The organism is Bradyrhizobium sp. NAS80.1 (assembly GCF_001908205.1).
In the GTDB taxonomy this organism is placed as follows: domain Bacteria; phylum Pseudomonadota; class Alphaproteobacteria; order Rhizobiales; family Xanthobacteraceae; genus Bradyrhizobium.
This window is the reverse complement of the sequence record NZ_LGHL01000037.1, coordinates 22,027-42,784: the sequence shown is the minus strand read 5'-3', so window position 1 is coordinate 42,784 and position 20,758 is coordinate 22,027. Positions and strand designations below refer to the sequence as shown.

Annotated in this window: 20 protein-coding genes; 7 read left to right on the top strand and 13 right to left on the bottom strand. The window is 64.7% G+C overall.

Translation table 11 applies throughout. The annotated features are described in order from the left end of the window. Window positions 1-6 precede the first annotated feature (6 nt). On the top strand, window positions 7-1,227 hold the full coding sequence (locus AC629_RS09225) for a cytochrome P450 (RefSeq protein WP_084804446.1): 1,221 nt from the start codon (window positions 7-9) through the stop codon (window positions 1,225-1,227). Window positions 1,228-1,294: 67 nt separating this feature from the next. Beyond that, complete coding sequence (gene rocD, locus AC629_RS09220; RefSeq protein ID WP_084804444.1) at window positions 1,295-2,512, top strand: ornithine--oxo-acid transaminase; 1,218 nt, start codon at window positions 1,295-1,297, stop codon at window positions 2,510-2,512. Between the two features lie 123 nt (window positions 2,513-2,635). On the opposite strand, the gene AC629_RS48460 is transcribed toward rocD, so the two are convergent. Then, the gene (locus tag AC629_RS48460) at window positions 2,636-3,037 is read right to left on the bottom strand and encodes a hypothetical protein (protein WP_245331769.1); all 402 of its coding nucleotides are present in this window, start codon (window positions 3,035-3,037) and stop codon (window positions 2,636-2,638) included. A 14-nt stretch (window positions 3,038-3,051) separates the two neighbouring features. Between AC629_RS48460 and AC629_RS09210 the strand changes: the two genes are divergently transcribed. After that, window positions 3,052-4,428, top strand: a complete 1,377-nt coding sequence (locus tag AC629_RS09210) for a Spy/CpxP family protein refolding chaperone (protein WP_245331768.1) — start codon at window positions 3,052-3,054, stop codon at window positions 4,426-4,428. Window positions 4,429-4,459: 31 nt separating this feature from the next. Here the strand turns inward: AC629_RS09210 and AC629_RS09205 are convergent, their stop codons facing one another. The 9 genes from AC629_RS09205 to AC629_RS09165 all read right to left on the bottom strand — a co-directional run bounded on the left by AC629_RS09205 (window position 4,460) and on the right by AC629_RS09165 (window position 13,884). Beyond that, window positions 4,460-5,323 carry a sugar phosphate isomerase/epimerase family protein gene (locus AC629_RS09205; protein WP_084804437.1) on the bottom strand — a complete coding sequence of 288 codons (864 nt, stop codon included), beginning with the start codon at window positions 5,321-5,323 and terminating at the stop codon, window positions 4,460-4,462. Then, window positions 5,323-6,513 (bottom strand): dihydrodipicolinate synthase family protein, encoded by a 1,191-nt coding sequence (locus AC629_RS09200; protein ID WP_084804434.1) that lies wholly within the window; start codon window positions 6,511-6,513, stop codon window positions 5,323-5,325. Before AC629_RS09200 ends, AC629_RS09205 begins: the two co-directional genes overlap by 1 nt. A 10-nt stretch (window positions 6,514-6,523) precedes the next feature. Further along, window positions 6,524-7,675 carry a Gfo/Idh/MocA family protein gene (locus AC629_RS09195; protein ID WP_084804433.1) on the bottom strand — a complete coding sequence of 384 codons (1,152 nt, stop codon included), beginning with the start codon at window positions 7,673-7,675 and terminating at the stop codon, window positions 6,524-6,526. After that, window positions 7,672-9,069: a beta/alpha barrel domain-containing protein gene (locus AC629_RS09190; protein ID WP_084804431.1), complete on the bottom strand. Its 1,398-nt coding sequence runs from the start codon at window positions 9,067-9,069 to the stop codon at window positions 7,672-7,674. The genes AC629_RS09195 and AC629_RS09190 overlap by 4 nt, the downstream gene beginning before the upstream one ends. A 5-nt stretch (window positions 9,070-9,074) precedes the next feature. Next, window positions 9,075-9,923 (bottom strand): ABC transporter ATP-binding protein, encoded by an 849-nt coding sequence (locus AC629_RS09185; protein WP_084804429.1) that lies wholly within the window; start codon window positions 9,921-9,923, stop codon window positions 9,075-9,077. After that, window positions 9,920-10,912, bottom strand: a complete 993-nt coding sequence (locus AC629_RS09180; protein WP_084804555.1) for an ABC transporter substrate-binding protein — start codon at window positions 10,910-10,912, stop codon at window positions 9,920-9,922. Before AC629_RS09180 ends, AC629_RS09185 begins: the two co-directional genes overlap by 4 nt. Window positions 10,913-10,964: 52 nt before the next feature. Continuing rightward, a complete protein-coding gene (locus AC629_RS09175; RefSeq protein ID WP_084804428.1) occupies window positions 10,965-11,774 on the bottom strand; it encodes an ABC transporter permease in 810 nt (269 codons plus the stop codon). A 268-nt stretch (window positions 11,775-12,042) separates the two neighbouring features. Beyond that, window positions 12,043-12,750 carry a TetR/AcrR family transcriptional regulator gene (locus AC629_RS09170; protein WP_210419011.1) on the bottom strand — a complete coding sequence of 236 codons (708 nt, stop codon included), beginning with the start codon at window positions 12,748-12,750 and terminating at the stop codon, window positions 12,043-12,045. Between the two features lie 285 nt (window positions 12,751-13,035). Next, complete coding sequence (locus AC629_RS09165; RefSeq protein ID WP_084804424.1) at window positions 13,036-13,884, bottom strand: VOC family protein; 849 nt, start codon at window positions 13,882-13,884, stop codon at window positions 13,036-13,038. A 209-nt stretch (window positions 13,885-14,093) separates the two neighbouring features. On the opposite strand from AC629_RS09165, the gene AC629_RS09160 reads away from it, so the two are divergent. Both AC629_RS09160 and rbsK read left to right on the top strand, forming a co-directional pair. Beyond that, entirely contained in the window at window positions 14,094-14,987 is an 894-nt protein-coding gene (locus AC629_RS09160) for a sugar kinase (RefSeq protein WP_084804422.1), read from the top strand. 33 nt (window positions 14,988-15,020) lie between these two features. Further along, window positions 15,021-15,929 (top strand): ribokinase, encoded by a 909-nt coding sequence (gene rbsK / locus AC629_RS09155; protein ID WP_084804420.1) that lies wholly within the window; start codon window positions 15,021-15,023, stop codon window positions 15,927-15,929. Window positions 15,930-15,974: 45 nt separating this feature from the next. Here rbsK and AC629_RS09150 read toward each other — a convergent pair whose 3' ends face one another. Further along, window positions 15,975-17,195 carry an NAD(P)/FAD-dependent oxidoreductase gene (locus AC629_RS09150; protein ID WP_084804419.1) on the bottom strand — a complete coding sequence of 407 codons (1,221 nt, stop codon included), beginning with the start codon at window positions 17,193-17,195 and terminating at the stop codon, window positions 15,975-15,977. A 247-nt stretch (window positions 17,196-17,442) separates the two neighbouring features. Between AC629_RS09150 and AC629_RS09145 the strand changes: the two genes are divergently transcribed. After that, entirely contained in the window at window positions 17,443-18,237 is a 795-nt protein-coding gene (locus tag AC629_RS09145) for an enoyl-CoA hydratase/isomerase family protein (RefSeq protein WP_084804417.1), read from the top strand. Continuing rightward, the gene (locus AC629_RS09140) at window positions 18,234-18,815 is read left to right on the top strand and encodes a histidine phosphatase family protein (protein WP_084804415.1); all 582 of its coding nucleotides are present in this window, start codon (window positions 18,234-18,236) and stop codon (window positions 18,813-18,815) included. The genes AC629_RS09145 and AC629_RS09140 overlap by 4 nt, the downstream gene beginning before the upstream one ends. On the opposite strand, the gene AC629_RS09135 is transcribed toward AC629_RS09140, so the two are convergent. After that, window positions 18,808-20,148, bottom strand: coding sequence for a TRAP transporter large permease (locus tag AC629_RS09135; RefSeq protein WP_084804413.1), 1,341 nt, complete (start codon window positions 20,146-20,148; stop codon window positions 18,808-18,810). The two genes, AC629_RS09140 and AC629_RS09135, sit on opposite strands and share 8 nt — an antisense overlap. Next, on the bottom strand, window positions 20,145-20,723 hold the full coding sequence (locus tag AC629_RS09130) for a TRAP transporter small permease (RefSeq protein WP_084804411.1): 579 nt from the start codon (window positions 20,721-20,723) through the stop codon (window positions 20,145-20,147). The genes AC629_RS09135 and AC629_RS09130 overlap by 4 nt, the downstream gene beginning before the upstream one ends. Window positions 20,724-20,758: the final 35 nt, after the last annotated feature.

The following is a 20,758-nucleotide window of genomic DNA, read 5'->3' as shown; positions in this document are numbered from 1 at the left end:
GGCGGCATGAACGCAAGTGCGAAAGAACTGGCGGCCAATTTCGATCTGGAGAAGCTGACGCCCGAATTCTACGACGATCCCTACCCGACCTATCGTGCACTGCGGGAGAACGAGCCGGTCAAGCGCCTGCCGAACGGCACCGTGTTCCTGACCCGCTATGACGACCTCGTCACGACCTACAAGAACACCAAGTCCTTCAGCTCGGACAAGAAGCGCGAGTTCGCGCCGAAATACGGCGACACACCGCTCTACGAGCACCACACCACAAGCCTCGTCTTCAACGATCCGCCCTCGCACACCCGCGTGCGGCGCCTGATCATGGGCGCGCTGTCGCCACGCGCGATCGCAGGGATGGAGCCTGATATCATCAAGCTGGTCGACGGCCTGCTCGACGCCATCGCCGCCAAAGGAAGCTGCGAGCTGATCGACGACTTCGCCGCCTCGATCCCGATCGAGGTGATCGGCAATCTGCTCGACGTGCCCCACGACGAGCGCGAGCCGCTGCGTGACTGGTCGCTGGCAATCCTGGGCGCGCTCGAGCCGGTGGTGTCGTCCGAGGTCGCTGCGCGCGGCAACAAGGCGGTGAAGGATTTCCTCGCTTACCTCAAAACGCTGGTCGCGCGCCGGCGCGAGAAGCCGGGCAATCCCGAGCGCGACGTGCTGACGCGCCTGATCCAGGGCGAGGAGAATGGCGAACGGCTGACCGAGAAGGAACTGCTTCACAACTGCATCTTCCTGCTCAATGCCGGCCACGAGACCACCACCGATTTGATCGGCAACGGTCTCGTGGCACTGGACCGGAACCCGGACCAGAAGCAGCGGCTGATCGACAATCCCGAACTCATCAAGACCGCCGTCGAGGAGATGCTGCGCTACGAGAGCTCGAACCAGCTCGGCAACCGCATGACCACGGAGCAGGTCGAACTTGGCGGCGTCGTGCTCGATGCCGGCACGTCGGTGACGTTGTGCATCGGCGCGGCCAATCGCGACCCTGCACAGTTTTCGGACCCCGAACGCTTCGACATCGCGCGCACGCCGAACCGGCATCTCGCTTTCGCCACCGGCGCGCATCAATGCGCCGGCATGGCGCTGGCGCGGCTCGAAGGCGCCATCGCGATCTCGCACTTCCTGGCACGATTCCCGGACTATGCCGTGAGCGGCCAGCCGGTGCGAGGCGGACGGGTGCGGTTCCGCGGCTTCCTGAGCGTGCCCTGCTCCATCGGCTGAGAATTTCTGAATGTGCCGCGCATGATCGGTTAGAATACGCGAGACGTATGAGCTGGAGTGACGAAGGATGAGTAGTCCGCCAGTGACCGATTTCATCGCGAGGGAGGCGCGCTTCGGCGCCCGCAATTACGAGCCGCTCGGCGTTGTCCTGTCGCGCGGCGAAGGCGTGTACGTCTGGGACACCCACGGCAACCGATATCTTGATTGCCTCTCCGCTTATTCGGCACTCAACCAGGGCCACTGCCACCCGAAAATCCTGGCTGCGATGGTCGAACAGGCCGGCCGACTAACCCTGACTTCGCGTGCATTCCACAACGACCAGCTCGCTCCCTTCTACGAAGAGATCGCGGAGCTGACCGGCTCCCACAAGGTGCTCCCGATGAACAGCGGCGCCGAGGCGGTGGAAAGCGCGATTAAGTCCGTGCGCAAGTGGGGCTATGAGGTGAAGGGGGTGCCCGACGGTCAAGCCGAGATCATCGTCTGCGCCAACAATTTCCATGGACGCACCCTCGGCATCGTTGGTTTCTCGACCGACGCGGCGACGCGCGAACATTTCGGACCCTTCGCGCCGGGCTTCAGGATCATTCCGTTCGGCGATCTCGCAGCGCTGGAAGCGGCGATAACGCCGAACACAGTCGCGTTCCTGGTCGAGCCGATCCAGGGCGAAGCCGGCGTCATCATTCCACCGGCAGGCTATTTCACGGGAGTGCGCGAGCTCTGCACCGCGCACGAGGTGATGCTGATCCTCGACGAGATCCAGACCGGGCTTGGCCGCACCGGCAAGCTGCTCGCGGAGCAGCACGAGGGCATCGAGGCGGATGTGACGCTGCTCGGCAAAGCCTTGTCCGGCGGTTTTTATCCGGTCTCGGCCGTGCTTTCCAACAACGAGGTCCTCGGCACGCTGAAGCCCGGCCAGCATGGCTCGACATTTGGCGGCAACCCGCTCGCCTGTGCGGTGGCGCGCGCGGCGCTGCGCGTTCTCGTCGAGGAAGGAATGATTGAGAACGCTGCGGTGCAGGGCGAGCGCTTCCTGCAAGGCCTGAAAAGCATCCGCGCCAACACCGTCCGCGAGGTGCGCGGACGCGGGCTGATGCTGGCGGTCGAGCTCAATCGCGAGGCCGGACGCGCGCGTCGCTACTGCGAGGCTCTGCAGCTCGAAGGCATCCTCGCCAAGGATACCCACGAGCACACGATCCGCTTCGCCCCGCCGCTGGTGATCACCAGCGACCAGGTCGACTGGGCACTGGAACGGATCGCGGCCACCCTTACACGGGATTTGGCGTAAGGCCTGCCTGCGTCGGAATACGGCAATGCCGGCGGCGGTCGAACCATTTGGTCGCTCGCGCGTTTAACCGTTGCGGGCGACTGGACAAGCGGAGAGCTGCCATGCTTTCGCGTGGCGTTTGCCTTACGGCTTTCCTGATTGGCGCCTCCATGCTGGCGGCGAATGTCGGCGCGCCCGCCCAGGAACATGGAAGAGGTGGACCACCAGCACGGCCGGCAGCGCCGGCTGCTCGACCGGCCGCACCACCGCCGATGGCCCGTCCGGCGGCGCCGCCAGCCATGGCGCGTCCTGCCGCGCCGGCGTTCCATCCACCAGCCATGCCGCAGCGGCCGGCAATGGCACCGCATCCAGCGCCTCACATGGCCTCACCGACGCCGCGGCCGGTTCCTCATATCGCGGCACCGCGGCCTGAAATCCGTCGCGCGCCGACTGCGCCACAACGTCCGGCCATGGCACCGCGGCCGACACCGCACATCGCCGCCCCCTCACCCCGACGCGCACCGCCGGCCGTGAGCGCGCGGCCATCGCGACAGGAGCAGGTGGAACAGCGCGCGCAACAGCGTCAGCAGCAAATCCAGCAACGCCAGCAGATCACGCAACAACGCCAGCGCGACGCGCTGACGCGCCAGAGCGCGGAGCGGCAGAGCCGCATCGATCGCATGCAGCAGCGCGTCCAGCAATTGCAGTCGCAGAAGCCGGAAGGCCTACGGGCCCAGCGTGCGCAGGAGCGGGCGCTGCAGACACAGAACCGGCTGCTCCAACGCGAACAGAGCATGCAACAGCGGGATCAGGCGCGCCTGCAGCGGTTCGGACCTGAGCCGACGACAGTTGGGCGAGCCGCCACTGCCGCCGCCGTCCAGGCCGCCGAGCGCGGGCGATTTACGGAGCGTTTCCGCGAGCATGCCACTTCGCAAAGCGAAGCGGCGCTCATCACCCGCCAGAGCGGCTGGGCTCCCCGGCAGGCCTGGCGGCACCGTCATCCTGCGGTCTTCGTGGCGTGGCTTGGGCCGGTGTTCTGGCCGTATGCCTATTCCGATATTTTTGACTACACGTTCTGGTCCTACGCGTACGACCCCGGCTATTGGGCCTATGCCTACGACGACTTCGTCGACACCGTGTTCTGGGGCGGGGATGGCGCCTATTCCGCCTATGCCAGCATCAACCCGAATGACTATCCGCAAGCCGGTGCCAGCTACCGCGCGCGCCGGGGCGCCAGCGTAAGCCCGCAGACGCTACGACAATTGTGTGATGCTCCGGACAAGGGCGTGACCGCATGGCCGTTCGCGTCGATCACCCAGGCAGTACGGCCGACGCCCGAGCAGCGCACCTTGCTCGACGACTTGAAGACCGCCGCGGCACAGGCCGCCGATGCATTCAAGCAGTCCTGCAATGATTCCTATGCGCTGACGCCACCCGGCCGCTTGCGCGCGATGACGAACCGCGTCAGCGCCACGCTGGAGGCGGTGAAGATCGTGCGACCGGCGCTCGAAAAGTTCTATGGCTCGCTCAGCGATGAGCAGCAGGCGCGTTTCAACACGCTCGGCCCCAATATCGGCGAGCGCCCGCAACAGCAGGAAGCCAATGCTCAGTCCGAAAGCTGCGGCGATCCGAAATCCAGCCTGACGCAGCTCCCGATTGAGCGGATCGAGGCGGTGGTCCATCCGGCGGGCAAGCAAAAGGAAGCGCTCGAGCGATTGAGCGACGCAACCAATCAGGCGGTTAAAGCCCTGCAGGCTGCCTGCCCGGATGACGTGCCGCTGACGCCGGTGGGGCGCCTCGAAGCAATGCAGAAGCGGCTCGAAGCCATGCTGGAAGCAGCCAATCGGGTGCAGCCGGCATTGGACGAGTTCTATGCGACGCTGAGCAGCGAGCAGAAGGCGCGCTTCAACACGCTGCCCCAGACGGCAAGCCAGTGACCGCCACCAACATTGCTTGAGGTGCCGATTCCTAAACCACGCTTCGGTGCCGTTCGATGCAGGTGCGCAGTACCTCGTCGATCAGCTTGCCCCACCAGTCGTTCGAGAAAATCTCGATCTCCGAATAGCCGGCATAGCCTTCCGCCTCGACCGCGGCGCGCACCGATTTGATGTCGATGACGCCGTCGCCCATCATGCCGCGGTCATTGAGGATGTCCTTCGTCGGTACCATCCAGTCGCAGACATGGAAGGCCAGCAGGCGATCCTTGCCGGCGCGCGCGATCTGGCCCATCAGCTCCGGATCCCACCAGATGTGATAGACGTCGAGCGCGACTCCGAGCAAGCCGGTACGACCGGGATCGAGCCGGTCGCAGATGTCGAGCGCCTGCTTTGTGGTGTTCACGCAGGCGCGGTCGGCCGCATAGGCCGGGTGCAACGGCTCAATGGCCAGCGGCAGCTTGGCCTGTCTGGCGTAGTCCAGCATGTCGGCCAGGGCTTCCTCGACCTGTTCGCGCGCTCCCGTGATGTCCTTGGACGCCTTGCTGCCCGGCCGCGAATATTGCGGCAGGCCGCCGACGACCAGCACGATGCAGGAGGCGCCCAGCGCCTTGGCTTCATCGACGCAGCGCCGGTTGTCGTCACGCACTTCGCCCCGGCGCGACGCGTCCGAGGTGAACATGCCGCCGCGGCAATAGCCCGAGAGATCGAGGCCGGCATCGCGCACCGCGCGCACGGCGCGATCGAGACCGACGGAAGCCACCTGGTCGCGCCAGGGGTCGATGGCACGAATGCCATGCCTTGCACAGGCATCGATGATCTGAACGAGGTCACCTTGCTTGCGGACTGTCGCCGTGTTCAGCGACAGCCAGCGATGGTCGGACGAGAAATCGCGCATCAGGATTCGATCCCGTGCGAAGCCAGCACGGTCTTCATCCGCCGCGTCGCCAGCTCCGGATTCGCGAGCAGGCCCGCCTGATCGGCCAGGCGGAATAGCTCCGCCAGATGCAGCATCGAACGCGTGCTCTCCTGGCCGCCGGCCATGGTGAAGTGATCCTGATGGCCGTTGAGGTAAGCCATGAACACAACGCCCGTCTTGTAGAAGCGCGTCGGCGCCTTGAAGATGTGGCGCGACAGCGGCACCGTCGGCCCCAGCACGTCGTGGAAGCCGGCCTCGTCGCCCGCAGCTAACCGCGACAGTGCGTAGGAGGCAGCGGGCGCGATCGCATCAAAAATGCCGAGCAGTGCGTGCGAAAAACCCTGCTCGTCGCCGGCGATCAGCTCCGCGTAGTTGAAGTCGTCGCCGGTATACATCTTGATGCGCTTGTCCAGCCGCCGGCGCATGTCGATCTCGCGCTGCTTGTCGAGCAGCGAGACCTTCACCCCGTCCACCTTGCCGGCATTGCCGTTGATGATGGCCACCGCCGTGTCCATCGCCTTGTCGAGATCCCTGGTGCCCCAATAACCCGTCAGCGCCGGATCGAACATGTCGCCGAGCCAGTGGATGATCACGGGCTCACGAACTTGCGACAGCACGCGGTCATAGACCTTTGCATAATCGTCGGCGTTGCGGCCGAGCTTGGCCAGCGCGCGGGATGCCATCAGGATGATGCGGCCGCCGACCTTCTCGACCGCCGAAATCTGCTCCTCATAGGCGCGGATCACATCATCGATGGTCTTGGCATCCTCGACCGCGAGGTGGTCCGTGCCCGCGCCGGAGAACACCAGCGCGTTGCGCCGCTTGGCGGCAGACACCGAGCGGGTGATCAGCTCCAGCGAAGTCGGCCAGTCCAGCCCCATGCCGCGCTGCGCAGTGTCCATCGCTTCCGCAACGCCAAGGCCGAGGTCCCAGACGTGCTCGCGGAAGGCGATGGTCTTGTCCCAGTCGACGGCAACCGAGAGCCAGGGATCGTTGTCCGCGAAGGGATCGACGACCGTGTGCACGGCCGAGAAGGCGATGCGGTTCAGCGCACCCTCGAGCTTTGCGGGAAAGCTCCGCGACGCCGCGAGCCGATAGATCTCGATGGACCGGTCAGCTTTCGGCAGCTTCAGCGATAATGACGACATCGGCTGGACGGGCTTGTTCATGGCTCCCTCCTCAGGCCTTGATCGGAGCGACGTCGATCCAGCGCCGCTCCTTCCAGCTTTTCAGCGCGCATTCGGCGAGCTGGACGCCCTTGGCGCCTTCGAGCAGGGTGAACTTGTACGGCGCATCCTCGTAGACGTGGCGGATGAACATCTCCCACTGCTCCTTGAAGCCGTTGTCGTAGGTGACGTTGTCCGGCAGCTTCTGCCAGTCACCGTAGAAATCGTGCAGCCGCTTCTCGTCGGGATTCCACACCGGCCGGGGCGTCGCCTGCCGCGCCTGGATCATGCAGTCGGTCAGCCCTGCAACGGCCGAGCCGTGCGTGCCGTCGACCTGGAAGGTGACGAGGTCGTCGCGATAGACGCGCGTCACCCAGGACATGTTGATGTGCGCGATGACGCCGCCCTTGAGCTGGAACGTCGCATAAGCGGAGTCGTCCGCGGTCGCCTTGTACTTCTTGCCCTGCTCGTCGAAGCGCTCGGGGATGTCGGTGTTGCCGATGCAGACTACGCTCTCAACCTCGCCGAAGAGATTGTCGAGCACGTAGCGCCAGTGGCAGACCATGTCGAGGATGATGCCGCCGCCGTCCTCGTCGCGGTAATTCCAGGACGGCCGTTGCGCCTCCTGCCAGCCGCCTTCGAACACCCAATAGCCGAACTCGCCGCGTACCGAGAGGATGCGGCCGAAGAAGCCGGAGTCGCGCAGGAAGGCGATCTTCTTCAGGCCGGGCAGGAACAGCTTGTCCTGCACGGTGCCGTGCTTGACGCCCTTGGCGTTCGCAAGTTTCACGACTTCGACGGCTTCCTCGAAGTTCGTTGCGATCGGCTTCTCGCAATAGACGTGCTTGCCGGCATTGATGGCCTGGGTCAAAAGGCCCGGCCGGGCCTGCGTGGTCGCGGCATCGAAGAACATGGTGTCGTTCTTGTCGGCGAGGGCCGCATCGAGATCGGTGGTCCAGCGCGTGATGTTGAACCGCTTGGCGAGCGCCTCGACCTTCTCGGCGCTGCGGCCGACCAGGATCGGATCGGGCATCACGCGGTCGCCGTTCTTCAGCCTGACGCCGCCCTGGTCGCGGATCGCGACGATCGAGCGGATCAGATGCTGGTTGAGCCCCATGCGGCCGGTGATGCCGTTCATGATGAGGCCGAGGCGTTGGGTGGTCATGCCGAGTGCTCCTGAAGTGATTTTGGCTGTTCGAGCGGGCGAAGCGCCGACCAGTCCGGATGGACCGACGTCGCAAAGCCCGTTGCGTTGAGCGATCCCGTCAGGAGATCGCCGTTGTGAATGGAGAGGCGGATGCCCTGCCCGGCATCGGCATAGAGATCGGGATGCGCGGCTGCGAAGGCCTGCGCTTCAGCGGCCGGCGTCTCGCCAAAGCCGTCGACATAGTGATGGCCGTTGCGCTCGGCGTGGGTGAGGCCGATCAGGGCACCAAGCGCGAGATCCTGCTGCACGGCAAGGCCCGCCTGGCAGGTGAGGTCCTCACCGGTCACGAAGAACCTCTCGCCACCCGCTCTCCATTTCGCCGCACGCGTCGCGTTGACGACGGACTTGTAGAGGCCCTTGCACGACTTCGAGGAAATGCCGCAATAGCCGAGCGCCCGCGCCGCCGGAAACGCATCGTAGGAATCATCGGCTTCGTCGATGATGAAGCCGTGTGCCGCCAGCGAGCCGAGCGGCGATTGCCGCGTAATGTCGCGCGGCATCGGCTGTTCGACATAGAGCAATCGCGACGCGATCGGTCGCAATGCGGCATCGAGATCGAGCTGGTCTATCAGCGCGCGCAGCGCGGCGAGATCGGCGTACTGTTCGTTCGCGTCGAGCGTCACCTTGTAGCCGCGTCCCAGCGTATCGAGCTCCTTGCCGATGCGCGCCAGCCGTGCCGCATCGGCGGCGGGATCGCCCGACAGCTTCAGCTTGAAGTAATTGGCACCGGCGTTCTCGCGTGCATCGGCAACACCGCCCTCGCCCTCGACGGTGTCGTCGAGGCCGACAGTATGCCTGATCGCAACGTGCTGCAGCGGCTTCCGGCCGGAGAGAAACGCTGTGATGTCCATTTCCGTCAGGTCTGGCGAGAGCCGCGCATCGATGCCCGCGATGTTGCCGGCCATTCCATCGAAGAAGTTGGTCTCCGCGGCGCGCAGCAGCGCATCGAGGACCGCCTTGTCGATTTCCGCGGGACCATAAGCCGCGGCAAGCGCCGGGATATTCTTTTTCTCACAAGTCGCGACCTGGGCACCGATGCACGAGGCATGCAGATCGAACGCCGTCAGAAATCCAGTCCGAGCCAGATAAAGGCCGCGCGCGATCTCCAGCGAGCGGCGCAAGCCGTCGACCGTCTGCGCCGGCGATAGCTCCGGTCGCTTGTCGAACCATTTTGGCACCAGCAGCTCGGCGCTGGCGCCGATCGCCGTTCCCCTGCCCTCGACCTCGATCTCGACCCGCACGAAGAGTTGCTGGGTCGCGTTGATGGTGATCGCGCCAAAGCGGAACGGCCGCGCGAAATGCACGGGACGTTCGAAGAATGCGATGTCTCGCAGCTTCAGACGCGGTGCCATGGTGGTCAGTCCAGCGAGCCTTGCGAGAAGAAATGCTTGCGGATGCGCTGCACGAGCTCGGTGAAGACAGGGTCGGCCATCACATCGAGCGAACGCGGGCGCGGCAGCGGCACGTCGTAGATCGCAGCGACCGCACCCGGCCGCTCGGTCATGACCAGCACGCGGTCGGCAAGGAACACCGCCTCCGGAATCGAGTGCGTGATCAGGAGCACGGTCTTCTTCGTCTCGCGCTGGATTCGCATCAGCTCGACATTCATGCGCTCGCGCGTCAGCGCATCGAGCGCGCCGAACGGCTCGTCCATCAGCATGATCCTGGGATCATGTACCAGCGCGCGGCAGATCGACGCCCGCTGCTGCATGCCGCCGGAGAGCTGCCAGGGCAGCTTCTTCTCGAACCCTTCGAGACCGACCAGCTTCAGCAGCGCTTTGGCGCGATCGAGATATTCCTGTCGCGGCAGCCGCTTCATGTCGATCGGCAGCATGACGTTGGAGAGGATGTTGCGCCATGGCAGCAGCAACGCGTTCTGGAACACGATGCCGACATTGCCATGCGGCTTCGTCACCTTCTCGCCCTCGACCAGCACCTCGCCGGTGGTCGGCGGCAGCAAGCCCGAGATCAGTTTGAGCAGCGTGGACTTGCCGCAACCGGACGGGCCGACCACGACGAAGAACTCGCCGTCGTTGATGTGGAAGTCAAGCGGCCGCAGCGACGGCACATCGCCGTCGCGCGTCCGATAGGTCTTCGACACGCCGGACAGCTTGATGCCCGACGCATCGCCACCAGCCCGGTCGCTCACCAGTCTCAGATGCGCGGCCGGCTGCACGGTGTCACTCGATATTGTCGCTGGTTTCACGAGCCGCTCTTCGGCAGATAGTCGTTGGTGTAGAAGGCCTTCGGGTTCTCCTTGGCCTTGGCGTCGAGCCCGCCATATTCGACCATCAGATTGACCGAGTCGGTCATGTTCTGGTCGGTGACCTGGAACGGCCGCTTGGACTTGGTCTCGGACGTCCGGTAGAGCGGAATGGTCAGCTCAAAGCCCTGCGTCAGCGTGTCGATCTTGCCGCCCTTCGGGTTGGCATCGAGGATCGACTGGGCCGCGGCCTTCGGCTCCTTTTCGGCGGCCTCGACCGCCTTGGTCGTCGCCGACATGAAGCGGCGGACGAGATCGGCGTTGGCCTTCACATAGTCGGAGTTGGCGATGATGCCCGAGGAGACCATGTTGATGCCGTAGTCGGCGAACTTGATCGGATAGACGTCCTTGCCGGTGGCGTCCTTGATCTTCATCGACTGGTCCATGACGTAGCCGAGCAGCAGATCGGCCTGGCCGTTGATAACTGCATTGAGCTTGGTCTGGCCGTCGCCGGCAACCGTGTGGAAGTCGCTCTCTTTCAGGCCCGTCTTCTTCAGGAACAGCGGCCAGATCTGGGTCATGGAATCGGCCGGCGTGATCGCCACTGTCTTGCCCTTGATGTCCTCGGGCTTCTTGATGTTCTTGTCGGCAAAGCCCATGGCGGACATCGGGCTGGTCTGGAGCAGCACGCCGGTCGCGATCACGGGCGCGCCCTTGATCGCCGCGCGCATCATGGTGGGAACGTCGACATAGCCGAAATCGGCGGTCTTGGCGGCGACGGCCTGCGTAGTCGCTGCGGAGCCGCGGCCTTCCTGGATCTCGAGGTCGATGCCCTCGGCCGCGTAGATGCCCTTGGCCTTGCCGTAATAGAACGGCGCGTGCTCGCCATAGACGTACCAGTTGAGCATCAGGACGACCTTGTCAGCTGCCTGCGCCGGCATGGCCGCGAATACCAACAGCGCCGCCGAGACAGCCCCAATCAATCGCTTCATCATCAGTCTCCCTTGCCCTTGTTGCTTCGGCCGTTGGTGGCCGTTCGTTGGTTTACGAGGCGAAAATGACGTCTTCGCGCTGGCTGACATGCCAGGGAATGATCAGCTTCTCGATCCGGTCCACGATCCAGAACAGGATCACGCCGAGCAGCGCCAGGATCACGAGGGCTGCGAACATCGTCGGCAGGTCGAAGGTTCCGATCGAGCGCTGCATGACGTAGCCGATGCCGGAATTGGAGCCGACGAACTCGCCGACGACAGCGCCAACCACGGCCAACGTCACCGACACTTTGAGCCCGGAGAAGATCGCCGGCAGGGCATGCGGCAAGTTCACCGCGCGGAAGACCTGGAAGCGACTCCCCTGCATCGCGCGGGCGAGATCGACCATATCAGGGTCGACCGATTTGAAACCCTGCACGGCGGAGACGACCACCGGGAAAAAGCCGAGCAGGAAGGCGGAGATCACCTTCGGAATGATGCCGAAGCCGAACCAGACCACGAACAGCGGCGCGATCGCGATCTTCGGCACAGACTGGGAGAACACCAGAAGCGGATAGACGTAGCTCTCCACCGTCTTGGAGCCCGCGATCAGCATTGCGACGGGAATGCCGAACAGCGCGGACAGCAGAAAGCCGCAGACGGTTGCATAGGTCGTCGGCCAGGACTGGCGCAGCAGTTCGGGCCAGTCGGTGCGCAGCACCGCGACGACATCGGCAGGTGACGGGATCTGATAGGCGGGGATCTTGAACAGCCGGATCGAAAGATCCCAGGCGACCACGATGAAGACGAGGAACAATAACGGCCGCACCCAGGCCGCATTCAGCATCTTGGACACCGCACCTTGCGGCTTCGGCTCGGCCACGTCTCACTCCCGGCATTCTTCGTCGTTCGTGGGAGTAATTAACCCGTTGGATAAATACTGTCCAGCGCTTTCCCTGTGACGTTTTGCGCCGGTTCCAGACCTTTGGCGGGTGGTGGGACTATCCGTGTCCCGGACGCGCTGCAGCGCTCGCGCGCTGCTGCGCAGAGCCGGAACCCAGAAAACAGCACGGCAAGCGCGGCGACATGGGCCCCGGCTCTGCAGCGCACCGCAAGGGCGCTGCGCTGCGTCCGGGGCACTGACTGCGCAACTAGACCGTCTGTGCCACGGCCGCGCGCGACTTCGGCGCCTTCGCGATCTCGAACAGCGCGGCCGACCGTCCCGTGAGCGCGGCCACCACGAGGCCGACCATGTGCGCCAGCCGCTCGTCCTTGGCGTCCTTGGCGAGCAGGTCGCGGCCGAAGATCACGCTGAGCGTCGCCGAGTTGGAGAGATAGAAGAAGCTGAGCGCCGCGATCGAGATGTAGAGCTGCACGGGATCGACGGCGACCTGGAAATCGCCGCTGTCAACGCCGCGCCTGACCACGGTTCGAATCATCTCGACGAAGGGCGAGTGCATCGACTTGACCTTGGTCGAGCGCTTCAAATGCTTTGCGCGCGCAAGGTTCTCGGTCTGCAGCAGCGACAGGAATTCCGGGTTGCGGAGAAAGTAGTTCCAGGTGAACTCGATCAGCCGCCGGATGGCCTCGGGCGGATCGAGATGTTCGAGATCGAGCCCCCGCTCCTCGCTGCGGATCTTGTCATAGGCGCCTTCGAGCACCGCGAGGTAGAGCTCGTCCTTGTTGCCGACGTGATAGTACAGCATGCGCTTGTTGGCGCCGGCCTTGGCCGCGATGCGATCGACGCGCGCGCCGGCGAGCCCATGGGTCGAGAACTCCTGCTTGGCGGCTTCGAGAATGCGCAGCCGCATCCCCTCGGGATCGCGCTGCCATTTCAGATTTCGCTTTGCCTTTGCCAAACCGCTTGCTCGCTGAGTGCTCACAAGACGCATGTAACATGCGCGCGGGCGTTTGAGAATGATCTCGTGCCCCGGACGCAGCGCAGCGCCCTTCAGCGATGCGCTGCAGAGCCGGGGCCCATTGCACAGAGATTCTCTGTGCGGCTTCTGGGTCCCGGCTCTGCGCAGCAACGCCATAAGCGCGTTCACGCGCGTCTTCGACGCGCTATGGAGCGTTGCAGCGCGTCCGGGACACGAAAGCTTTTGCGCGGCTACGCTCACAATGACGAGCGGAGAGACTGACCATCAATCCACCGGCTTCGGCGAACGCTCCAGCAGCACGGTCTGGATGCCGCAGGTGCCGCTCCGCACGGTCATGATCCGCGTGCCCGGCTTGCGGCCGTTCCGCACCTCGGTGACGTCGAGGCCGGCGGCGATCAGGCGGGCGCGCGTGGCGTCGATGTCGGCCACCCGCCAGCTCAGGCCCCAGAGGCGGTCATGGTTGGAATCGCCGCCCGCCACCGGCCGGCGCACCACCTCGACGATGAGGTCGCCGCAGCGGAAGAACATCAGCTGGCCCCAATCCTGGTGCGAGCGATCGAGCGCCAGGTCGAGCCCGAGCCTCGCGCCATAGAGCGCGGCGGCGCGGTCGCAATCCTCGGTGGTGATCACGACGTGGTCGAGCCCGTCGATCGGCGCGATGTCGGTCACAGCCGAGAGTGGCCGCTCCGTGGCGAGCTCGAGGAAGAACATGCGCACGTCGCGTGTGAGTTCGGTGGCGGCGCGCGTGCGCTTCCAGTGCAGAACCGCACCGCTCTCGACGTCAGTGCTTTCGACCTCGGCGACGCCACCCGGCTTGAGCGCCACCCGCTCCAGCCGCCGGTGCATCTTGCTCATGTCTGCGACACGAAAGCACAGGCTGGCGAGCACGCCTTCATGGTCGTCGAGCAGCGCGCGCATGCGGTCCGCGGTCACGCTGGAGCCGCTCGGCGCCATCAGTTCGATCGACATGTTTTCCAGCGTGAACAGCACGCGGTCGGCGCCTTCGCCGGAATTCTGCCAGGCCGGCGCGCGCCCAAGCAGCGTCTGATAGGCCGCCTTGGCCGCCCCGATATCCTTGACCAGAGCGACGACGTGATCGAGGCCGGTGATCATATTTCCCCCATTTGATCGACCTGGAACAATGGACCGAAAGACGGCGTTTGTCCGGGCTTGGCATTGGCCGGTGACGGTCGTATTCCGGCACCATGCTGACCTCAAGCGCTCCGGCGGCAGTTTTGCGAATAATTTCAGCGTCCCCGGAGCGGAACCGGTGTTAGAGTAAGCCCGCCGGCCGGGACCACCCAGCGCATCACGGACAACCAATGCAGGCTCTCTTTATCGGACAGACCTATATCGACGTCGTCTTCATCACCGACCACATGCCGACCGGCGACGAAAAGCACGTGGCAAAGGACTACGCGGTCTCCTTCGGCGGCAATGCGGTCACGGCGGCGTTCTGCTGCGCCAAGCTCGGTATCGTGCCCGATCTCATCGCCACGGCAGCCAATGACTGGCTGGGGCGCATGTTCCAGGACATGTGCGCGAAATACGCGATCTCGCTGCACGGGCGGAAGGTGAACCAGTCCTCGCTGTCCTTCATCATGCCCAAGGACGGCAAGCGCGCCATCGTCCGCTGCCGCGACGACGAGCACATCCATCCGTTCCCGATGCTCAATCTCGGCGGCTGCCGCGCGCTGCACATCGACGGCCACCAGCCGGACGCCGCGATCCACTATGCAAAGGTCTGCCGCGAGGCCGGCATCCTGACCTCGCTCGACGGCGGCGGCCTGCGCACCAACACGCATGAACTCCTGGAATTCATCGACGTCGCGATCGTCGCCGAACGGCTTTGCGAGCAGATGGACCTGACGCCGGAGAATATGCTCGACTATCTCAAGAGCCGCGGCTGCAAGATCGGCGGCGTCACCATGGGTGAGAAGGGCCTTCTCTGGTACAACGAGACCGGCGCGGTCGAGACCATGCCGGCGATGCCGATCCCGCGCGAGCGCGTGATCGACACCAACGGCGCCGGCGACGTCTTCCACGGCGCCTACGTCTATTCCTACCTCGCCCATCCCGGCAAAAGCTGGCGCGAGCATTTCGACTTCGCCCGCGCCGCCTCGACCTTCAAGATCCAGCGCCTCGGCAACGAGGCCGGCCTGCCGACCCTTGTCGACATCGCCAAAGTCAGGCACGAGTTCGAAGTCAGGGTCTGAGACTTCGTAGGGTGTGACTTCGTAGAGGGATTCATGGGGCGCGTCTTCATCGCCGGCAGCATCAACATGGATGTGGTGGCCACGGCCGATCGCCATCCCAAGGTCGGCGAGACCGTCGCCGGCCGGCAGGTGCTTTATTTTCCGGGCGGCAAGGGTGCGAACCAGGCGGTCGCCGCATCGCGGCTCGGTGCCGAGACCGCGCTGATCGGCCGGCTGGGCAAGGATTCATTCGGGGCTGAGCTGAGGACGTTCCTCGGCAATCAGGGCATCGATCTCGGCTCTATCCGCGAGACGGCCGAGGCGCATACCGGCACCGCCATCATCACGGTGGCGGAGGCGGACAACACGATCGTCGTCATTCCCGGCAGCAATGCGCTGGTCAGCGCTGATGACGTCGCGGATGCGCCGCTGGCGAAGGGCGATGTCGCGGTCAGCCAGTTCGAGATTCCGTTGCCGACGATCGCAGCGTTCTTCCGGCGGGCTCGTGCGGCCGGCACCACCACGTTGCTCAACCCGGCGCCGGCGCAGACAATGTCCAGCGAGCTGCTCGCGCTCGTCGACATCCTCGTGCTGAACGAGACCGAGCTCGGCTTCCTCGCCGGCACCGAGCTCTCCGAGGATGATGAGCCGGAGCGGATCATCAATGTGGCGCGGCAGCTTCAGGCGCGCGAGGACCAGACCATCTGCGTCACGCTCGGCAAACGCGGGGTGCTCGCGCTCGCCGGCCGCGAGGAGCTTTCGGTGCCCGGCCGCGTGGTGAAGGCGGTCGACACCACTGGCGCGGGCGATTGCTTCGTCGGCGCGCTCGCCGCGCAACTGGCTGGCGGCGCGGCCTTGCGCGCCGCGCTCACCTTCGCCAACGCCGCCGCCTCGATCAGCGTACAGCGGATGGGCGCAGGTCCGTCGATGCCCACGGCGGCGGAAGTGGCGGCGGTGTTGTAGGCGCTTCCTTCACCTCGCCCCGCTTGCGGGGCGAAAGAGAAAATCTCACGCCAGCGCGCTCTTCAGGTCGAAGCGCTCGTCCGCGGCCTGCTCGGGCGTGATCGAACGGTCCATGCCCTGCAGCCTTCGGCCGAACATGTGATCGCCGGCGCGGTTGATCGACTCGATGCCGAGCAGCTTCTCGCCCTTGTAACAGAACGCCGAGAACGCCGTGCCGGCGGGATCGCCGCGCAGGACGACGCGGTCATAGCCGGTGGTGAGACCTGCGATCTGGAGCTTGTCGTCGCCCTGGTCGCTCCAGAACCAGGGATGGCCGTCATAGGCCTTGCTGTCGCCGGTCAGCCGCGCCGCGAGGCATCGGGCGTGGTCAGTGGCGTTCTGCACCGATTCCAGCCGCAGCGATCCGCCAAAGCGCGGGCTGGCGAACAGCGCGCAGTCGCCGATCGCCGAGATGTTCGGATCAGCCGTCGAGAGATGCTCGTCGACGATGATGCCGGCAGCGACCGGCAAGCCCGCTTCGGCCGCGAGCTCGATATTCGGCAGCACGCCGACACCGACCACGACGAGGTCGGCCGGCAGGTGCCTTCCATCACTAAGACTGACGCCGGTGACCTTGCCGCCCTCTGCCTCGATGCTGGTTGCCTGCACACCGAGGTGAATGCGGATGCCGGCCTCGCGATGCCGCGCCTGAAAATACTCCGAGACCTCCGCCGTCACCGCACGCGCCATCACGCGGGGGGCGAGTTCGAGCACGTCGACCTCAAGCCCCTTGATCCGCGCGGTGGACGCGAATTCGAGACCGATGAAGCCCGCGCCGATGATGACGGCCCGCTTCTTCGACGGCATGACTTTGCGCAGCGCCTCGCTGTCATCGAGGATGCGTAAGTATTTCACGTCAGGCAGATTCGCATTGGGTAGATCGAGCAGCCGGTTGCGTGCGCCCGTCGCCAGCACAAGGTGGCCGTAGGAGAGCGTCTCGCCCGAGGCGAGGAGCACCTTGCGCCCCTCGCGGTCGATCGAGACGGCGCGGCCCGCGATCAGCTCGATCTTCTGGTCGTGGTAAAATTTCTCCGGCCGGAACATCAGGCTCTCCGGTCCGGCGGAGCCCTTGATATAGCCCTTGGACAGAGGCGGCCGCTGATAGGGCAGATGCGCCTCGTCATTGATCAGGCAGACACGGCCGGAAAAGCCCGCCTGACGCAGGGATGCCGCGACCTGGTAGCCACCATGGCCGGCACCGACGATGATCACCGGACCCTCCGTCATTGGAACAGCCCATTTCCGGAGACACGAGCGTGACCCATGTCGTTTCCTCTCTCGCTGATATCGGCTAGCTGGCCCAGGAGGAGCCGGCGCTCGTGTCCGTCCCTAAACGAAGGCCGCCCATTTGAGCCTATCGCCCGGGCTTAGGCAAGGGCATCGGAAGCAGTACGGCGAGACCACGGCGAGGGGATTGTCTCCCCTCGCCTTCTGCGATTTAGTTGCGCCAACGACCTCTTGCCGGGGATTTCCGATGCCAGCTCCCATCTCCCAACCCGATGATCCCGCCTTGCTGCGGATCGACGGTCCGATTGCGACCATCACGCTCAACCGCCCCGCCGCGTTCAACTCGATCAACCTTTCGATCGCGCAGAAGCTCGAGCAGCTCGCGGCCTACATCGAGAGCACCGACGAGATCAGGGTCGTGGTTCTTGAAGGCGAAGGCCGCGCCTTCTCTGCCGGCGGCGATCTGCAGACGATCGGTGCAGCCGCCGAAGCCAACACGGTGACGCCGGTCGTCGGCGAACTCTTGAAGCACTATCATGCCTTCATCGAGATCATCCGGCGCATGCCGAAGCTCTCCCTGTCCAGTGTGCACGGCTCGGCTGCCGGCGCCGGCATGGGCCTGGCCTTCGTCACTGATCTCTGCATCGCCGCGGATGATGCCAAGTTCACACCGGCCTATGCCAAGATCGGCGTGTCGCCGGATGGCGGCAGCACGGTCGGCATCGTCGGCACGGTCGGCTCGCGCCGCGCGCTGCAGATCTTCCTGTCCGAGGACAATTTTAGCGCACAGCAGGCCCATGAATGGGGCCTGGTTGCGAAGGTCGTTCCCGCCGCGGAGTTGAAGGCGGCCACGCGAAAACTCGCCGAGCGCCTCGCGCAGAACCCGCCGGCGGCGATCGCCGGCACCAAGTCGCTGGTCTACCAGGCCGCCACCACGCCGGTGAAGCAGCAGCTCGACGCCGAGGAGCACAAGATCATCATGGCGATGAACACGGAGGAGTTTCGCGTCGCCGTGAAGAAATTCACGAGCAAGGGCAAGTGAGCGTGCCGACGCCGACACGCTCGTTCTACGGCCTGCGCCATGGAGCGACCAACTGGAATCGCGAGGGGCGATTCCAGGGGCGCACCGACAACCCGCTGAACGAGGACGGCCTCGGACAGGCGCACGCTGCTGCGGATGTGCTGCGGGGCATCGGCATCAGCCGGATCGTCAGCAGCCCGCTGGTCCGTGCGCTGAAGACGGCGGAGATCATCGGCGCGGCAGTCGCGGTGCCAGTGGAGGTGGACCCTGGTATCATCGAGTTCGACTTCGGCAGCTTTGAAGGCCTCCCCGTCCGCGACATGATGGCCAGGCATGGCGTGAAGTCGGCGGAAGGTCTCGTGTCCATCCTGCCCGCCGACGGCGAGCATTGGAGCGCCATGACCGAACGCTCGCTACGCTGCGTTTCCGGTTGGCTCGACCGTCATCCCGGCGACGACCTCCTGTTCGTCTGCCATGACGCGGTGATGCAAGGTATGGCGAAATCGCTCAGTGGCAGCTACTTCAAGAACAGCCACGGCACTCCGTTTCGCTACGTCCGCGAAACAGCGCACTGGCGCGTCGAGCAAGTCATCACTTAGGACAGATGTAGCCGATCCCCGCCGGCGACTTGAAGCAGCCGACCGATTCCGGCAGCACGTATCGCGGCAGCCACAGCACCACGCTCGGGAAGTAGATCGCGAACGCAATCGTGGCGAAGAACACGAGGTAGATCGGCGCTGCCGCACGCAATGCCTTGGCAAAGCTGATGCCGACGAATTTCGAGGCCATCAGCAAGACCAGTCCGTAAGGCGGCGTGATCAGGCCGAAGGCGAGCGTGGCAATCAGCACCACGCCCATGTGCACGCCGTTGATGTCGCCCGCTTCCGTCAGCGCGTTGACCAGGGGCATGAAGATGATGATGGTCGGCACCGGCTCGATGAAGTCACCGACCACGGTAAACAGCAGCACCATCAGCAGCATGATCAGGTGCGGATCGTTGCCGGCAATCGAGGTGATCATTTCGGCGATGTAGCTTGCTCCGCGCAGATAGGCGAGCATCCAGCCGAAGGCGTTGGCGGCGCCGATGGTGATCAGCGGCAGCGAGAAGATCAGGCCGGCAAGACAAAAATCGTACGGGATATTTTTGATATGCCCGCGGTTGAGCGCGGGGATCACGACGAGCACGATCCAGGCCACGGCGACGACGCCGGCTTCCGTCGGCGTGAACCAGCCGGTGAGAATGCCACCTAGCAGGATCACCGGGATCATCAGCGGCAGGGCTGCGTCGCCGGCCGCGAACACCACCTGGCGCAGCGGAGCGCGCGGCTTGCGCAGGCCCGAGGGGCCGAAGAAATAACAGTAGATCATCAGGCCGAAGCCGATCATCAGGCCCGGCACGACGCCCGCCATGAACAGGCCGGCGATCGAGACGTTGCCGACCGCGCCATAGACGACGGCCGTGATGCTCGGCGGCACCAGGGCCGCAATCGTCGAGGCGGACGCAATAATCGCTGCGATGAAGGCGGGCTCATAGCCCTCACGCCTCATCGGGCCGCCCAGCGCGCGGCTCATCACGGCGACGTCGGCCGTGGTCGAGCCCGACATCTCCGAGAAGAACATGCTGAAGACGACGACGACCTGCGACAGCCCACCCCTGATGTGCCCGACCAGCGACACCGAGAGGTTCGCGATGCGCACCACCACGTTGGCCGAGCTCATGAGCTCGCCGACCAGGAGGAAGAACGGGATTGCCAGCAGCGCCTCGGAATCCACGCCGTCGAAGATCTTCTGGATGATGGCGGCGAGCGAAACATCCGACAGGACCGCGCCGATGAAGACGCCGGCCATTAGCGAGAACGGCACGGGCACGCCGAGATAGCCGAAGGACAGGAAGCAGACCGACATCAACACCAGGACAATTGGTGCGCTCACGGCTGCGCCCTCATCTGCGCGTCGCTGACGACAGGTGCCGCTCCCTCATCCGGCGGCTCGGGATGGTCAAAGCCGTTGCGCAAGCCATTGACGAGTTGCTCGATGGTGAACAGGCCGATCATCACGCCTGACAGCGGAATGATCGCATAGAGCGATGCGATCGGCGTGCCCGACGGCAGCCTGAAACTGCCGAAGCCGCGCAGATAGTTCTGATAGCCGTACCAGATCAGGCAGAAGGCGACGCCGAGCACGACAATACGGACGAGCACTTCGACGATCAGCCGCGGCGTGCCGTGCATCGCCTCCGAGATCGCCGTGAGATAGAGGTGATCGTTGCGCCGGGTCGCGGCCGCGGCCCCGATGAAGATCGCGTAGATGAACAACGTCGAGGTGACTTCCTGAAGCCACAGCCAGGGGTGGCCGATCGTACGGGTGACGATGTCAGCGGTCACCGACAGCGAGAAACCGAAGCAGAGCACGCCACAGAGGATCATCAGCGTCAGCTCGAGCCAGTCGAGCCAGCGCCATTTCAGGTGACGTTGCCGTTGCACCAGCAGTTTGTCGGCGATGGCCATTGGAATTCCTGAACCGAGGGATGGCGCACGCTCCT